The sequence below is a fragment of the Corynebacterium sp. MSK071 genome (genome assembly GCF_030232125.1).
In the GTDB taxonomy this organism is placed as follows: Bacteria; Actinomycetota; Actinomycetes; order Mycobacteriales; family Mycobacteriaceae; genus Corynebacterium; species Corynebacterium kefirresidentii.
On sequence record NZ_JASPJA010000011.1, the window covers coordinates 47,293 to 61,791 of the forward strand.

At 56.4% G+C, this 14,499-nt stretch carries 16 protein-coding genes; 11 read left to right on the top strand and 5 right to left on the bottom strand.

Annotated features, from left to right (window positions below):
• Positions 1-294: 294 nt before the first annotated feature.
• From QP990_RS09695 to trpA, 6 genes are read left to right on the top strand one after another with little or no spacing between them, the layout of a single operon-like run.
• Positions 295-1,812, top strand: a complete 1,518-nt coding sequence (locus tag QP990_RS09695; protein WP_023020165.1) for an anthranilate synthase component 1 — start codon at positions 295-297, stop codon at positions 1,810-1,812.
• The gene (locus QP990_RS09700) at positions 1,809-2,456 is read left to right on the top strand and encodes an anthranilate synthase component II (RefSeq protein ID WP_023020166.1); all 648 of its coding nucleotides are present in this window, start codon (positions 1,809-1,811) and stop codon (positions 2,454-2,456) included. Before QP990_RS09695 ends, QP990_RS09700 begins: the two co-directional genes overlap by 4 nt.
• Before the next feature lies 1 nt (position 2,457).
• Positions 2,458-3,492 (top strand): anthranilate phosphoribosyltransferase, encoded by a 1,035-nt coding sequence (gene trpD, locus QP990_RS09705; protein WP_023020167.1) that lies wholly within the window; start codon positions 2,458-2,460, stop codon positions 3,490-3,492.
• Entirely contained in the window at positions 3,492-4,898 is a 1,407-nt protein-coding gene (gene trpCF, locus QP990_RS09710; protein ID WP_023020168.1) for a bifunctional indole-3-glycerol-phosphate synthase TrpC/phosphoribosylanthranilate isomerase TrpF, read from the top strand. Before trpD ends, trpCF begins: the two co-directional genes overlap by 1 nt.
• 13 nt (positions 4,899-4,911) lie before the next feature.
• Entirely contained in the window at positions 4,912-6,117 is a 1,206-nt protein-coding gene (gene trpB / locus QP990_RS09715) for a tryptophan synthase subunit beta (protein WP_023020169.1), read from the top strand.
• A complete protein-coding gene (gene trpA, locus QP990_RS09720) occupies positions 6,117-6,983 on the top strand; it encodes a tryptophan synthase subunit alpha (protein WP_023020170.1) in 867 nt (288 codons plus the stop codon). Before trpB ends, trpA begins: the two co-directional genes overlap by 1 nt.
• Before the next feature lie 68 nt (positions 6,984-7,051).
• On the opposite strand, the gene QP990_RS09725 is transcribed toward trpA, so the two are convergent.
• The gene (locus QP990_RS09725) at positions 7,052-8,263 is read right to left on the bottom strand and encodes a dicarboxylate/amino acid:cation symporter (RefSeq protein WP_023020171.1); all 1,212 of its coding nucleotides are present in this window, start codon (positions 8,261-8,263) and stop codon (positions 7,052-7,054) included.
• Between the two features lie 192 nt (positions 8,264-8,455).
• Here QP990_RS09725 and QP990_RS09730 point away from each other — a divergent pair, with 192 nt between their 5' ends.
• The 5 genes from QP990_RS09730 (at position 8,456) to QP990_RS09750 (ending at position 11,329) form a co-directional block, all read left to right on the top strand.
• Positions 8,456-8,926, top strand: coding sequence for an SdpI family protein (locus QP990_RS09730; RefSeq protein ID WP_023020172.1), 471 nt, complete (start codon positions 8,456-8,458; stop codon positions 8,924-8,926).
• Between the two features lie 338 nt (positions 8,927-9,264).
• Positions 9,265-9,486, top strand: a complete 222-nt coding sequence (locus tag QP990_RS09735) for a hypothetical protein (RefSeq protein WP_084278937.1) — start codon at positions 9,265-9,267, stop codon at positions 9,484-9,486.
• A gap of 85 nt (positions 9,487-9,571) precedes the next feature.
• The gene (locus QP990_RS09740) at positions 9,572-9,937 is read left to right on the top strand and encodes a Rieske 2Fe-2S domain-containing protein (RefSeq protein WP_023020174.1); all 366 of its coding nucleotides are present in this window, start codon (positions 9,572-9,574) and stop codon (positions 9,935-9,937) included.
• Between the two features lie 102 nt (positions 9,938-10,039).
• The gene (locus tag QP990_RS09745; protein WP_023020175.1) at positions 10,040-11,005 is read left to right on the top strand and encodes a bile acid:sodium symporter family protein; all 966 of its coding nucleotides are present in this window, start codon (positions 10,040-10,042) and stop codon (positions 11,003-11,005) included.
• A 15-nt stretch (positions 11,006-11,020) separates the two neighbouring features.
• Positions 11,021-11,329 (top strand): hypothetical protein, encoded by a 309-nt coding sequence (locus QP990_RS09750; protein ID WP_023020176.1) that lies wholly within the window; start codon positions 11,021-11,023, stop codon positions 11,327-11,329.
• Between the two features lie 16 nt (positions 11,330-11,345).
• On the opposite strand, the gene QP990_RS09755 is transcribed toward QP990_RS09750, so the two are convergent.
• The 4 genes from QP990_RS09755 to QP990_RS09770 are packed head-to-tail and all read right to left on the bottom strand — an operon-like array spanning position 11,346 to position 14,478.
• Complete coding sequence (locus tag QP990_RS09755) at positions 11,346-11,678, bottom strand: branched-chain amino acid transporter permease (protein ID WP_023020177.1); 333 nt, start codon at positions 11,676-11,678, stop codon at positions 11,346-11,348.
• Positions 11,678-12,406, bottom strand: a complete 729-nt coding sequence (locus QP990_RS09760) for an AzlC family ABC transporter permease (protein WP_023020178.1) — start codon at positions 12,404-12,406, stop codon at positions 11,678-11,680. The genes QP990_RS09755 and QP990_RS09760 overlap by 1 nt, the downstream gene beginning before the upstream one ends.
• A 39-nt stretch (positions 12,407-12,445) precedes the next feature.
• Positions 12,446-13,042: a YqgE/AlgH family protein gene (locus QP990_RS09765; protein WP_023020179.1), complete on the bottom strand. Its 597-nt coding sequence runs from the start codon at positions 13,040-13,042 to the stop codon at positions 12,446-12,448.
• Positions 13,042-14,478 carry a CCA tRNA nucleotidyltransferase gene (locus tag QP990_RS09770; RefSeq protein WP_023020180.1) on the bottom strand — a complete coding sequence of 479 codons (1,437 nt, stop codon included), beginning with the start codon at positions 14,476-14,478 and terminating at the stop codon, positions 13,042-13,044. The genes QP990_RS09765 and QP990_RS09770 overlap by 1 nt, the downstream gene beginning before the upstream one ends.
• Positions 14,479-14,499 lie beyond the last annotated feature (21 nt).

Sequence of the window (14,499 nt, forward strand, 5' to 3'; positions counted from 1 at the left end):
CACTCGTTTCTTTAAAGTCTTTAAAGTCCCGAATACGGCTTCTTCTGCGAGAAAGCCAGCTCGGGCTGTGAGAATATTTATCGGCAATATCTTCCGAGTTATAGAAATTTGGGTTAAAGTAGCTGCCATGAAGAACATGACTACTGCTTGGTGGTGGCGCGCGTAACCCGCGGGCCATCTTTCGCAAGCTATTTTCAGGCTCGCATTCTGCGGGCCTTTTGGCGTTTTTGTGCCTGTGCTCGTGGAAGTTTAATTTTCGTTTCCCATACCCACCCTCTCCGAAAGGGCACTGCAATGCCATACACGGCTACCCGCGACATACCCTACGACAGCGATGCGGCCGCCACATTTGACGCGCTCGCGCAACCGCACGACTCCCTGTTGCTCGAAAGCGCAGACATCGAGACTAAGAAAAACCTCAACTGTCTCGCCATCCTCAAGGCAGCACTCAGAGTCACGTGCCATGGCCACAGGGTGGAGGTGCGGGCCCTCACCAACGCGGGGGAGGTGCTCCTTCCTCCTCTCCGAGACCGGTTCCGCCACCGCCTAGTTTCACGTGAAACTACTACCGCTGTATTCGAATTCCCGCCTTCTGCCGAACCCGACGAGCGGCAGCGACTCCTTGCTGAATCAACCGCTGACATTCTGCGATTCTTCCAATTAGAGGCCACCTATTCCTCTCCGCTACTACCATTTCTAGGGGGCGGGTTCGCTTATGACTACCTGGCCACCTTCGAAGATCTCCCCGAGGTTAAACCGGGGCCGAATTCCTACCCAGACTATGAGTTCTTGGTGGCTCAAACGGTCCTGGAGGTAGACCACCTGCAAAGAACTGCGCGCCTAGAGGGCTGGGATATCGACGAAGACCACCTTAAAGCGGAACTTGATTCCCTAGCCACGCGGCCGGAGACCCCACGCCCCACGGCACCACAGAGAAGCAAGATCCGTGCGGTGGCTGATGCGGATGACGCAACGTTTCGCGCAGACGTGGAAAAGCTCCAACGCAAGATTCACGCCGGCGATATCTACCAAGTAGTGCCCGCGCGTTCCTTCGCGCTGGAATGTCCAAGCGCCCTCGCGGCCTACCGGACGTTACGAGACACTAACCCTTCGCCCTATATGTTTTACGTTCGTGGCGACGGCTATGAGCTATTTGGCGCGTCGCCAGAATCCAATCTCAGGTTCACGCCGGAAGATAGGGGAGTGCAGCTCTATCCCATCGCTGGCACTCGGCCGCGCGGGCTGCGCCCGGATGGGAGCATCAGCCATGAGCTTGATATCCGCAATGAATTAGAGATGCGTACTGACCACAAAGAGATTGCGGAACACACGATGCTGGTAGACCTAGCACGCAATGATCTCGCGCGGGTGGCCGTTCCTCGTAGCCGCCAGGTGGCAGAGCTATTGCAGGTGGACCGCTACTCCCGTGTGATGCATTTGGTCTCCCGAGTCACGGCGAAGCTCCACTCAGATTTCGATGCGCTCGATGCCTATCGAGCCTGTATGAACATGGGCACCCTGACGGGTGCGCCCAAGCTTCGTGCCACCGAGCTGGTGCGGCAAACGGAAGGGACACGCCGCGGATCCTACGGCGGGGCAGTAGGTTACTTGCGCGGCGATGGCGCCATGGATAACTGCATTGTCATCCGCTCCGCCTACGTCCAAGACGGCACCGCAGTAGTGCAAGCCGGTGCCGGTGTTGTCAAAGATTCCGTCCCACAGGCCGAGGCCGATGAAACGGTGCATAAGGCCTACGCCGTGCTCAATGCCATTGCCGTAGCACACGGTGCCGACTTGGAGGTGCAGCGATGAGTTCGCCACACATTGTCCTTCTGGATAACCACGATTCTTTTGTCTATAACCTCGTCGATGCCCTAGCTGGGTTCGATACCACAGTATTTCGTAACACCGTTGCGGTCGATGAAGTATTGGGGGCGCGGCCCGACGTAATTGTGCTTTCCCCCGGCCCCGGCCATCCACGGTCGGCCGGCTGCATGATGGAGCTTATCGACGCCACCCTGGGCACCACTCCCATTCTCGGCGTCTGCCTCGGCTTCCAAGCGCTTCTTGAATACCACGGTGGGGCAGTTGCGCCCTGCGGCCCGGTACACGGGAAATCCGTTCCGATGACTCTCACGCCAGCCGGGGTTCAGCATCCCGTATTCCAAGGGCTTGCCACCGATACCGAACCTGATCAACCAAATAGTCTCGGCACACAGATTCCGGTGGCACGCTACCACTCGCTCGGCTGTACGGATATCCCGCACGAGATGCGCTGCCTAGCACACACTTCCTCAGATATCGGCGAAGTAGTGATGGCCGCGGAGACAAAAGACGGTATGGGGCTAGGTCTGCAATTCCACCCAGAATCCGTCCTCACACCCACTGGACCCGTAATGCTCCAACGCTGCATTCACCAACTATCTACCCACACCACTATGGAGAAGGAAAACTAAAATGAGCCGAACACCACTGCGGACCTTTCAGGCCTATCTAAGCAATCCACAACCCACCATCGAAGAAGCCACGGAGGTATTTACCCCCTTGGCCGTGGGCGCCTACGACGATATCCATATCGCGGCATTGCTCGCTCATATCCGGGCTCGGGGCGAGACTTTCGCGGACGTTGCCGGCGCCGCCAAGGCTTTCTTAAAGGTGGGCTATCCCTTCCCCATCACCGGAAAAGGCCTTATGGATTCGGCCGGCACTGGGGGCGATGGCGCAAATACCATCAATATCACGACGGGGGCCTCGCTCGTCGCCGCTGCAGGGGGAGTGAAGATGATCAAGCACGGCAACCGCTCGGTCTCTTCCAAGTCCGGATCTGCGGATGTACTCGAGGCTCTTAATATCCCGCTCGACTTAGACGCCGCCCGAGCGGTCCGCCAATTTGAGGCCTCGAACTTTACGTTTCTTTTCGCCCCCGCCTACAACCCAGCCATCGCCCACGTCCAACCGGTGCGCAAGGCACTGGGCATCTCAACCATATTTAATACCCTCGGCCCGCTCTTGTCCCCAGGACACCCATCACTCCAAATCATGGGCATTGCAAACCCAGATCAAGGCCAACTCATTGCAGAGGTCTTTCGAGAACTTGGCCGCGAGCGCGCCTTAGTCGTCCATGGAGCCGGCACGGATGAGATTGCCACTCATGGCACCACGCAGGCTTGGGAGCTCAGGAACGGCGACATTATCACCTACCAGCTCACCCCTGAAGAGCTCGGTATCGAGCGCCACGAGCTCGCGGAGCTTGCCGGTGGGGATGGCGCTGCAAATGCCTTAGCCCTACGCGCGGTATTTGCCGGCCGAGGTAAGCCCGCACACGTGGACGCCATCGCTGCCACCGCCGGAGCCATGTTTTACCTCAACGGGACCACGAGGAGTATCGCAGCAGGAGTCTCTCACGCTAAGGATCTGATTAATAGCGGCGCTGTCGAAAAGTGGCTCCATATCCACGAAAGCGCCAACTATGCGGTAGGGGAGAAGAACTAATGACGGCGAAGGAATTGCCAACCGTGCTACAAGAGATCGTCGCCCAGCGCCGCACTCATCTGCCGGCCATTCGCGACAGGTTGTCCTACGTGGACCTCGCTAGCGTACCGCCTTCGGAGCGTTCGCTTGTCGAAGCCCTCGATGGCGCCAATCGCTTCATCATGGAATGTAAGTCTGCCTCGCCATCCCTGGGGTTGATTCGCGCGGACTACCGTCCGGGCGATATCGCTCGCATCTACTCACGCTATGCCTCCGCCATTTCGGTGCTGTGCGAGCCTGCGCGCTTTGGCGGCGACTATGACCATCTGCAAACCGTCGCCCAATCTACCCACCTGCCGGTGCTGTGCAAAGACTTCATTGTTGACCCCATTCAGGTTTACGCCGCGCGACACTACGGAGCCGATGCCATCTTGCTCATGATGTCCATCGTGGATGATGACACCTACGTTAAACTCAAGGCGCTGGCTGATGAACTGGGGTTAGACGTCCTGACTGAAGCCATCACCGAGGAAGAGGTGGAACGAGCGCTGCAATTAGGTGGCGACATCATCGGTATCAATAACCGCAACCTCCACGATCTCAGCATCGACCTAGAACGAACCGAGCGCCTCGCTAGCCATATCCCTGAAGGAAAAACGATCGTCTCGGAATCCGGAATCCGCGACAATGCCACCGTCCGCCGGCTGGGCTCTCACGTGCACGCATTCCTTGTAGGCTCACAACTCAGCCGCCAAGAGGATATCGATCGCGCCGCTCGCGATCTTGTCTACGGTGGCAATAAAGTATGCGGGCTTAACTCTGCCTCCGCTGCGCAAGCGGCGCGTGCTGCAGGGGCCCGCTACGGAGGACTTATCTTCGTACGGGAATCGCCGCGCACTGTTTCACGTGAAACCGCGCGTGACATCATCTCCGCAGAGCCGGGTCTGGACTACGTGGCCGTGACACGTTCTTCGGATATCGAAGAGCTACAGAGACTTTCTGAGCTCCCAGGACTCAAGGCACTTCAGCTCCACACCCCATTCCAAGGAAGTGGGGAAGCGGAAAGAGAATTCCTACGCCAGGTACGCAGCGTCGCGGGCGGATTATCCGTCTGGCGTGCCGTCGATATGCTCAGCCCCGATTTCGCAGGACTGGCAACTGACCTTGTCCCAGAAGTAGAAGCGCTAGTCCTGGACTCCGGAAGCGGCGGGTCAGGAAGCTCATTCGAGTGGAGCACTATCCCCCCTGAAGTTAAGGATAAATCCTTCCTCGCCGGTGGCCTCCGGTTAGACAACCTCGAAGAGGCTCTGTCGATCGGCACGATGGGGCTCGATCTCAATTCGGGTCTAGAGTACGCACCCGGCCGCAAGGATTCCTCGCTTGTGTCCCAAGCCTTCCACATCATCCGACGCTATACACACCCATAGAAAGGACACGATCATGACCGTTTCACGTGAAACACTCCTTCCAGCATACTTTGGTGAATTCGGTGGACAGTTCGTCCCAGAATCCCTTATCCCCGCCCTCGACCAACTTGAGAAGGCTTTTGTAGAAGCACAGAATGACCCGTCCTTTCGCGAAGAGCTCAGCGGCCTTCTGCGTGACTACCTTGGCCGGCCCACGCCACTGACAGAGGCAAAAAATTTAGGCGGTAAGGCGAGGATCTTCCTCAAACGTGAGGACCTCGTACACGGTGGCGCGCACAAGACGAACCAAGTCCTCGGACAGGCCCTCCTCGCCAAACGTATGGGAAAGACTCGCATCATTGCAGAAACGGGAGCGGGCCAGCACGGCACCGCCACCGCACTGGCTTGCGCACTCTTAGGGCTCGAGTGTGTGGTCTATATGGGGGCAAAAGACGTCGCGCGGCAGCAGCCCAATGTCTTCCGTATGGAGCTAATGAACGCGAAAGTCGTAGCCGTTGATACCGGGTCCGGAACGCTTAAGGATGCGGTGAATGAAGCGCTCCGCGATTGGACCGCTACGTTCCATGAATCCCACTATCTCCTCGGCACTGCGGCTGGGCCACACCCTTTCCCGACTATCGTCCGGGAGTTCCATAAGGTCATTTCCGAAGAAGCTAAGCAGCAGATGCTTGAGCGTACCGGCGGCCTGCCGGATGTAGTCGTCGCCTGTGTCGGAGGCGGTTCCAATGCAATCGGTATGTTCGCAGACTTCATTGCGGAGGAAAAAGTGGAACTCGTCGGCACTGAACCGGGCGGTGAAGGACTGGACTCCGGCAAGCACGGTGCCACCATCAACAACGGGACCGTAGGAATACTCCACGGCGCACGCAGCTACCTCATGAGGAACGCAGACGGCCAAGTGGAAGAGTCATACTCCATTTCCGCCGGACTCGACTACCCGGGAGTCGGTCCACAGCATGCTTACCTTCACTCCAGCGGCCGAGCACAATACGTTGGCATTACAGACGCCGAGGCATTGGAAGCGTTCCAACTGCTATCCCAGCGGGAAGGGATCATTCCCGCCCTTGAGTCTTCCCATGCTCTTGCTTATGCCTTGAAACGGAAGGATGAGGACATCACCATTGTGGTCTCTTTGTCTGGTCGCGGCGATAAAGATATCGACCATGTTCGCCGCGCACTTGAGGCCCACCCAGAATTTAAACTGCAGGAGAAGCACTAATGAGCAATCGATACGAGAACCTATTCCGATCACTGCGCGAAAGGGGAGAGGGCGCGTTCGTCCCCTTCCTCATGTTGGGCGATCCCACCCCGGAGGACACGCTGGACATTGTACGAACCGTTGTCGCGGCCGGTGCAGATGCACTAGAACTTGGCGTCCCATTTTCTGATCCCGTGGCCGATGGACCGACCATTCAGGCGTCTCACCTTAGGGCGCTAGCGGCTGGCGCCACCGTAGATTCCGCTCTAGAACAGGTGCGGACGATTCGCTCAGAATTCCCTGAGCTTCCCATTGGCATGTTGATCTATGGCAACGTGGCTTTCACGCGCGGCTCCGAGCGCTTCTATTCCGAATTCGCTAAGGCAGGCGCGGATAGCATCTTGCTTCCCGACGTCCCCGTACGCGAAGGCGCTCCATTCATCGCTGCAGCAGAAAAGGCCGGTATAGATCCGATCTTCATCGCCCCGGCTCGTGCCACCGCGAGCACCCTCGAAGGCGTCGCTCACAGCTCGCGGGGTTATATCTATGCCATTTCGCGCGACGGTGTGACAGGTACCGAAAGAGAATCTAAAACCATCGGGCTTGAAGAAGTCGTAGCAAACATCAATAGATTCGATGGCCCGCCGGTACTGCTCGGCTTCGGCATTTCAGCACCCGAGCATGTGCGCGATGCCGTGGCAGCCGGAGCGGAGGGGGCTATTACTGGCTCGGCCATTACTAAAATCATTGATCGCCACGTTTCACGTGAAACCGCTGCAGAGCGGACCCAAATCGAAGGGACCTCAGGCCGCGCTCGCGTGGACCCCGCGCTGCACAAAGAACTCGCTAAGTTTGTCACCCGCATGAAGGCGGCGACCCGAAAATAGTCCCACAACGCATTAAACCCCTCGTCAGCTCTCGACAGCTGAACGAGGGGTGTGGTTTTGGTGAGCCTCTACGCGGTTGCTTCTGCAGATTCCTCTTCGGAGGGGTCATTCTTGTCGCCTGCGAATTTGTCTACGATCATCGCAATAGCACCGTCGCCGGTGACATTGGCGGCAGTGCCGACCGAGTCGATGGCAATGTAGGCGGCGATCATGAGCGCCACCATGCCATCATCAAAGCCCATCATGTCTGCCAGAAGGCCGGCCGCCACCATGACGGCACCGCCCGGAACGCCCGGAGCAGCAATCATCATGATTCCCAACAAGAAGATGAAGCCAAGTCCGGTACCGGTGCTAATATCAAGGTTTGCCATATACACGATTGCGAAGGCATAGAGCGTCAGCTTAATCATCGAACCGGACAAGTGGATGGTCGCGCACAGCGGGATAACAAAGCTTGCCACCGGCTTTGAAATGCCATTCTTAAGCGTAGACTCCAAGGACACTGGGATAGTCGCGGCAGAAGAGGAGGTTCCCAAAGCCGTGAAATAAGCCGGCAGCATATTGCGAAGCGCCTTGAAGGGATTCTTCCCGGTAATCGCACCAGCAATGATGTATTGCAAGACCAAGTAAACCAGGGTCATGACAACCGCCAAAATCAAAACCTTGGCAAAGGCCGAAAGTACCGAGCCCAGATTGCCATTCATGCCCAATCCCAAGAACATGCCAAAGATATAGAAGGGCAAAATCGGCACAACAAAGCCCCAGATTACCTTAACTACTACGTTCTCCAATTCCTTGGTGACAGCATACAAAGTATCGGACTTCACGGTAGTCATAGCTACACCAATGCAGAACGACAACAAGAGGGCAGTCATAACCTCAAAAGGCGGCGCCATCTCCACCTCGAAGTAGGGAGAGAGTGCACCCTCATCAATATCGGAGACATTAGTAATCAGATTCTGACCACTAAGCATGGTGGGGTAGAGCCAGTGGGCAAGCACATAGGCAAGAAGACCGGCGACAATAGTGGAGCCATAGGAAATCCCCGCTGTAACCCCCAGCCACTTACCGGCACCACGCCCGAGACCCGCAATGGACGGAGCGATCAGCGCGAAAATAAGGACCGGGATAAAGAAGTTGAGGAAGTTGCTAAATAGTCCATTGAAGGTGGCGAATACGCGACCAAACCATTCTGGCGCGAATCGGCTGACCACCACGCCAAAGATGATGGCAACGATAATGCGGAACAACAAAGATTCCGAGAGTTTCTTGAGATTCATATACTTACAATCAGATCGGGTGCTCTACCTCTAGGACTAAACGACCGAGGCGAAACAGCGCAGTGCGGAGGCCAAGGTCGATTCAATATCTATCAATCGACCTTAAATGCATACTACCTGAGCGCACACAGCGACAGAGCACTCGGCCTAGGCGCAATTTTTATCTCAGCACTACAAGGCTAAACTGAATACATGATCGCAGTGGGAATCATCTTCTTCATCCTCGCCGTCTTCCTCATCGTTGTAGGTACCATGGCCTCAACCAAGCGCCTACCCGGAAATAACTACATTGGCTTGCGACTGCAAGAAATCCGCAAGTCTCGCGAAGCGTGGGATAACGCCCATCGCATCGCTGGTCCATTCTGGATCCTCAGCGGTGTCTGCCTAATTTTCGGTGGAATCGTCGCGCTTAGCGCTGAGGGCTGGATGTGGCTCCTTCCGGTTCTTACCTTTGTGGCGGCAGTTCTCGCCCTATCTGTAGGTTCCAACCTCGGCTCGCGTGCCGCGTTCCTCTACGAACAGGCACACGCTAGTGAAGAAGGTTGTGGGGATTCCTGCAATTGTGGCTCCGACGGTTGCGGTGGGGAAGAGGCTGCCGCGGCTTCTGCACCGCAGGTCGATGTCGACGCACTCCGTCACGCCGCACGAGAATCTGACAGATAGCAGCGCCTGCTGCACAACCGCCCCCCTCTGGATAAGAATTACGCCTCATCCAGAGGGGGAATTTTTGTAGCTATTTCCTCTCGCTTGAATAGCTCATTGGATGTTTCCCGACAGTCACAGTGACGTTATAGGTCAGGCTCGTTACATCTTCTTGTTCCGTCACTTACGATATCCCGTCACTCTTTCAATATATTGGTCACTTCAACGCTAGGCTACGTTAATAATTGGATTACCGTACTTTTCGCCTTACTGCCAATAACGATGGAGATTGCGTAAAGCTTCCGGGGAACCCAGAAAGTAAAGAGCATCAGAGGCCTCCGCTGGGCAAAATGATACATATGAAGAAAAGCACCGCCCTCGCAGCCATCGCCGCTTCGACCTTTGCCATTGGCGCTTATAACGAGCAAGGCCACAAAGAGGCAACATCCACACCGGTAGCGGAGGGGCAGCAGTCGGCCCATAGCATCGTCGATGATTTAGGCATTGAATCTGGCACCTATGAACTCACTCCTACACCCACTGGCTCCCCTGAAACATGGGAGGGCTATCTGGTTAGTTAACTTCTGTGTTTCACGTGAAACTCTAAATTCGCTCAGCTACACGGCTGAGTCACAAGGCACCATCATCACCAGCTAGACTAAGGGCATGAATAAGTGCTCTCGCCGAATCTTCTTGCTCGGTACCGCTACCACTTTCGCAGGTGCCTACCTAACAGCCTGTGGTTCTTCTCCGTCCGCAGAAATCGCAGCTACGGAAATTCCAGTCGGATCCGCGAAGATTGTAGATGGCGTCATTTTTACTCAGCCGAAAGAAGGTGAGTTCAAGGCCTATTCCCAGACCTGTCCGCACCAGCACAATCCGATCACCGAGATCGATGGCATGACGGCCACCTGCACCGCACATAACACCTCCTATGACCTCAGCGATGGAAGCGTAATATCCGGACCGGGCCGCGACCCCTTGGAAGGATACGAAGTTAAGCAAGACGGCTCTAATGTCACTACAGCCTAGGGTGCATTCCTCCCTCTGTGGTTTCACGTGAAACCAAAGAGGGCATATTTTTGGCCCGAGTATTTCCGGGGAAGAAGGAGCGGTAGGGTTTAAACTTTTAGAATGCTGCAGAGTTTAAAGAAGCCCGACCCCCTCATAGTGCTCATCATCTTGGCGGTCATCCTTGCGGTCATTGCACCAGCCCGTGGGGATTTTGCCGAGACATTCGGCCAGCTAACAAATGTTGCGATCGCTTTCCTCTTCTTTTTGTACGGCGCTAGGCTCTCCACTCAAGAGGCCCTCAATGGGCTTAAGCATTGGCGCCTACACCTAACGATCCTGGCCTTCACCTTTGTGGTCTACCCGCTCATAGGTATAGCGCTACGACCGCTTACCGCTTTCATTTCGCACGATATGTACCTGGGGATCTTGTTTCTCACGCTGGTACCGTCCACCGTGCAATCTTCGGTTGCCTTTACCTCCATTGCGAAGGGAAACGTTGCAGGCGCAATCGTGTCAGCATCTACTTCTAACTTGGTCGGAGTATTTATTACCCCTTCGCTGGTTATGCTCCTGATGGGAACCGGGGGAGGGGTCCACATCGACACTTCCGTATTTAGAGAAATCGCGCTCTTGCTGCTGGCTCCCTTTATCCTGGGTCAGCTGACTCGGCGCTGGGTTGGCAAATTCGCCCAAAGCAAGGCCACCAAAGTGGTAGACCGCGGCTCTATTGCCATGGTGGTGTATTCTGCCTTTTCCAAAGGCGTAGTAGACGGAATTTGGTCCTCCATCTCCATATGGGAGTTGGCCTTCCTTGTCGCCTTCGCAGCGATCTTCGTTGCTTTCATGCTGTGGCTCACCAAGAAGGTAAGTGAGAAATTGGGATTCAAGCGCGCCGATACAGTCGCAATCGAGTTCTGTGGATCGAAGAAGTCACTAGCCACGGGCCTACCCATGGCCTCGGTTATCTTTGCTTCTGGGGGAACGTCTCTTGGTCTACTTATCCTGCCGTTGATGATTTACCACCAGGTGCAGTTAATGATGTGTTCGTGGCTGGCATCCCGCTACGCCCAGCGTGCCACCACGTAGCTACACTTAGGTCCTATGGCGAATTATCTATACGTACGAACTGAACTAACCGTGCCCGGCGTAGGCTCGGCCATCCATATGGCGGAAATGGAGGAGCAAGATGCGCGCAGCTGTCGAATGGTCCGCATGATCGCCCTGGATCCCTCAGATGCCATAGTTGGTGTGGCTACCCCGACCAGTTCCACGGGAAACGTAGATCAGCCGCAAGAGGTTGTCCCGCACCCGGATACCTACGATGAGTTTCCAGACATTAGCGCCCACTACGTGGACCAATCTCATTTCGACGCCCTATGGTCCGAAGCTACCGCCAAGTTCGGCCTTTAGGGTTCAAACACGGTGCCTACAAGACAACGTTAACGAGGAGCATATAAAAGGCGGTTCCTCCGAAGATGGACAGCGCTGATTCACGCTTCCACAGGTGGAGCAGGAAGGTTACTACCACGCCGAGGAGAGCCGCCCAGATGCCCCCAGGGGCACCAGCCTGCCCGTAGACGGTATAAACCACCAAAATGGTCATCACACCTACCGGCATCATCATGCCCAGCAATGAAAAGAACTGGCTATCCTTCATCCATTTCACAAAGGAAAAGGGAAGCTGGCGCAGCACTACGGTAATAAGGCCGACGGGGACCAACACTGCGGCGATGGAAGCAAGCGTAACTCCAGCGGGCATTAGCGTTCCTCCCGGAATCTCGTAGACTCGCCGCGTCTACGCAAGCCAATAGCGGCATCGATGCGGGGAGATGCGTAGCGGATAATAAGCAGAATGAAGTAGGCACTCAGCGCCACCATGAGCAGTTGTCCTGGGGCGAAGGCTGCAGCAAGGATTCCCACCACCACAGCACTTAACGGCAATGAAAAGTCCTGGTTATTGCGGAAGGAATCCATTGCCAGCACGACAAAAAGGGCAACCAGAGCGAATTCCATTCCCTGCACAGAAGAGGGAATCACTCGGCCGGCGAGGGCACCGACGATGCCGCCGCCTACCCACAAGACCTGACAAAAGATTTGGATGGTGAGTATTCGGTTCCCACTCGGGCGCTCCTCGGCGGGGAGGGAGGAGACGATGGCATAGGTTTCGTCGGTAAGCGCATATGTGGAATAAGCCCGGCCCACCCGTGAACGAATGTGGTGCCGGGGAAAGGTGAGGCCATAGAAAATATGGCGGAAATTCACCATGAATCCGGTAACCAACGAAGCAAAGGCGGAAGCCCCACCGGTAACCATGGAAATGGCCAAGAATTCCATAGAGCCGGCGTAGATGACGAGGGAGAAAATCGGCGTCCACCACCAGCTGAAACCGGATTGGACCATGAGTAAGCCGAAGGCTAGGCCGAGGGGAATAAGGCCGATCGCGGCGGCCCAGGTATCTCTTAATCCTTGAGAAATATCCGCGCGCATGCGGGCTAGTCTAGCCCATTGCCTGCAGCGCGATAGGAATTAATTATCTTCCACGTTGACTGGATATGTGGAATAGAGCGGCAACGGCATGGGCTGACGTTTCATAACATCGGCCCAGAGGTCGGCTGGGCCTGGAGTAATAACGTCTTGGGCAAGGGCCGGAGAGACGAACCATTCGCCGGCCTCGATTTCCTCCTCCAGCTGGCCCGGCCCCCATTCGGCATAGCCGGCAAACATACGCATGCCAGAAACTAGTGGCTCGATCTCTTCTGGGTCCGCGCGCAGATCCACATGTGCCAGGCGCGGTGCGAGGCGGGTGAGTCGATCTTGCTTGTCCACATCGACGCCCTGTTTAGTCTGCGCGAGCCCAACAACGGATTGTTGGTTGAGCGGACCGCCGATATACAGCGCCTGCGGTTTAGCCACCACGGGAAGCCATTCCGGCAGCACATTGAAAATAGCTACCTCAGAGCGCTTAGTCAGATCCACGCCAAAGGTCATCATGTCATTGTGCTCAATGACGAGGATGACGGAGCGGGCGAATTCCGGCGAAAGCATGCCCGGAGCAGCGATGAGAAGCTGGCCGGGGGCGGGGTCATTGCGCTCGAGGGCGTTAAATAATCTATCGGCAAACATCACTGTTTAGAATCCCACCACTCGCGCAACTTCGCAATCGCTTCCTCGCGCTCGAGGGGGCCGTGCTCTAGGCGCAGCTCCTTGAGATAAGACCATGCCTGGCCCACCTCAGGGCCGGGCTGAAGACCGAGGATTTCCATAATCTCGTTGCCGTCAAGGTCCGGGCGTACGCGAGCCAGGTCCTCCTTGCGGCCGATCTCCTCGATGCGCTCCTCAAGCTGATCATAGGTGCGCTGGAGTCGACGGGCCTTTTTAGCATTGCGGGTGGTGCAATCGGCGCGCACCAGCTTATGCAGACGGGGGAGGAGGTCGCCGGCGTCAGTAACATAGCGGCGCACGGCAGAATCGGTCCACTGATTTTCCCCGAACCCGTGGAAGCGCATGTGCAGGTACACCAGCTGGCCGATGGCCTCCGTGGTGGCCTTGGGGTACTTCAACTTGCGCAGGCGCTTGCGGGCAAGCTTGGCGCCTACCACCTCGTGGTGGTGAAAGGAGACCTTGCCATCGGTGTTATCAAAGGTATCCGGTTTGCCAATATCGTGTAGAAGCGCCGCCCAGCGCAGGACAAGGTCTGGGCCATCTTCTTCTTGGTCCATGGCCTGACTTAGCACCTTCAGCGAGTGAGCATAAACGTCCTTGTGCTGCGCGTGTTCATCCGCGGTCATGCGCAATGCCGGGATTTCCGGAAAGATATAGTCCGCGATTCCGGTGGAAACCAGCAGGTCAATGCCGTCCCACGGCGCCGTGCCGCAGATAAGCTTATCCAGCTCCACCTGTACGCGCTCTACGGTGATGCGCTGGATCTCGCCGGCCATATCCCGCATGGCATCCACCACGCGGTCGGCCACGCGAAATTCCAGTTGGGACGCAAAACGCGCCGCCCGCAGCATGCGGAGCGGATCATCGTGGAAGGAGATTTCCGGCTTGTCCGGGGTATCGAGCACCCGGTCGGCCACATCCTGGAGGCCGTGGAGGGGATCGTGGAAGGTAAAAGAGGCGTCGGCAAGCAGCTCGATGGCCATCGCATTGACCTTAAAGTCACGCCGCACTAGGTCACCTTCCAAGGTGTCACCATAGACCACCTCAGGGTTGCGGGACTGGCCATCATAAGAATCGGAACGGAAGGTGGTGATCTCAATCTGCTGGCCCTTATAGGCCGCGGAGACGGTACCGAAGTCGATGCCGGTATCCCATACAGTCTCGGCCCACTCATCCAAGATCTCTTTAACCACGTCCGGGCGGGCCGGGGTGGTAAAGTCCAGGTCATTTCCCAAGCGGCCCAAAAGCGCATCGCGCACAGAGCCGCCCACAAGGTAGAGCGAGTAGCCACGGGCGGCAAATTTCTCCACCAAACCGCCCAGCAGGTCGCTGAGGGAGGAGACGGTGGATTCCGCGCGGGCAAGAACGCCAATTAGCTGAGTGTCCTGAAAATTCACGGGTGAGAGTCTACTACGATT

What these genes read in the sequence shown, in the direction of transcription:
- QP990_RS09735 (WP_084278937.1), top strand. Translation starts at nt 9,265, where the DNA reads ATGAAGAAAAGCACCGCCCTCGCAGCCATCGCCGCTTCGACCTTTGCC.
- QP990_RS09730 (WP_023020172.1), top strand. Translation starts at nt 8,456, where the DNA reads ATGATCGCAGTGGGAATCATCTTCTTCATCCTCGCCGTCTTCCTCATC.
- QP990_RS09725 (WP_023020171.1), bottom strand. Translation starts at nt 8,263, where the DNA reads ATGAATCTCAAGAAACTCTCGGAATCTTTGTTGTTCCGCATTATCGTT.
- QP990_RS09750 (WP_023020176.1), top strand. Translation starts at nt 11,021, where the DNA reads ATGGCGAATTATCTATACGTACGAACTGAACTAACCGTGCCCGGCGTA.
- QP990_RS09745 (WP_023020175.1), top strand. Translation starts at nt 10,040, where the DNA reads ATGCTGCAGAGTTTAAAGAAGCCCGACCCCCTCATAGTGCTCATCATC.
- QP990_RS09695 (WP_023020165.1), top strand. Translation starts at nt 295, where the DNA reads ATGCCATACACGGCTACCCGCGACATACCCTACGACAGCGATGCGGCC.
- QP990_RS09740 (WP_023020174.1), top strand. Translation starts at nt 9,572, where the DNA reads ATGAATAAGTGCTCTCGCCGAATCTTCTTGCTCGGTACCGCTACCACT.
- trpA (WP_023020170.1), top strand. Translation starts at nt 6,117, where the DNA reads ATGAGCAATCGATACGAGAACCTATTCCGATCACTGCGCGAAAGGGGA.
- QP990_RS09755 (WP_023020177.1), bottom strand. Translation starts at nt 11,678, where the DNA reads ATGCCCGCTGGAGTTACGCTTGCTTCCATCGCCGCAGTGTTGGTCCCC.
- trpCF (WP_023020168.1), top strand. Translation starts at nt 3,492, where the DNA reads ATGACGGCGAAGGAATTGCCAACCGTGCTACAAGAGATCGTCGCCCAG.
- QP990_RS09760 (WP_023020178.1), bottom strand. Translation starts at nt 12,406, where the DNA reads ATGCGCGCGGATATTTCTCAAGGATTAAGAGATACCTGGGCCGCCGCG.
- trpD (WP_023020167.1), top strand. Translation starts at nt 2,458, where the DNA reads ATGAGCCGAACACCACTGCGGACCTTTCAGGCCTATCTAAGCAATCCA.
- QP990_RS09700 (WP_023020166.1), top strand. Translation starts at nt 1,809, where the DNA reads ATGAGTTCGCCACACATTGTCCTTCTGGATAACCACGATTCTTTTGTC.
- QP990_RS09765 (WP_023020179.1), bottom strand. Translation starts at nt 13,042, where the DNA reads ATGTTTGCCGATAGATTATTTAACGCCCTCGAGCGCAATGACCCCGCC.
- trpB (WP_023020169.1), top strand. Translation starts at nt 4,912, where the DNA reads ATGACCGTTTCACGTGAAACACTCCTTCCAGCATACTTTGGTGAATTC.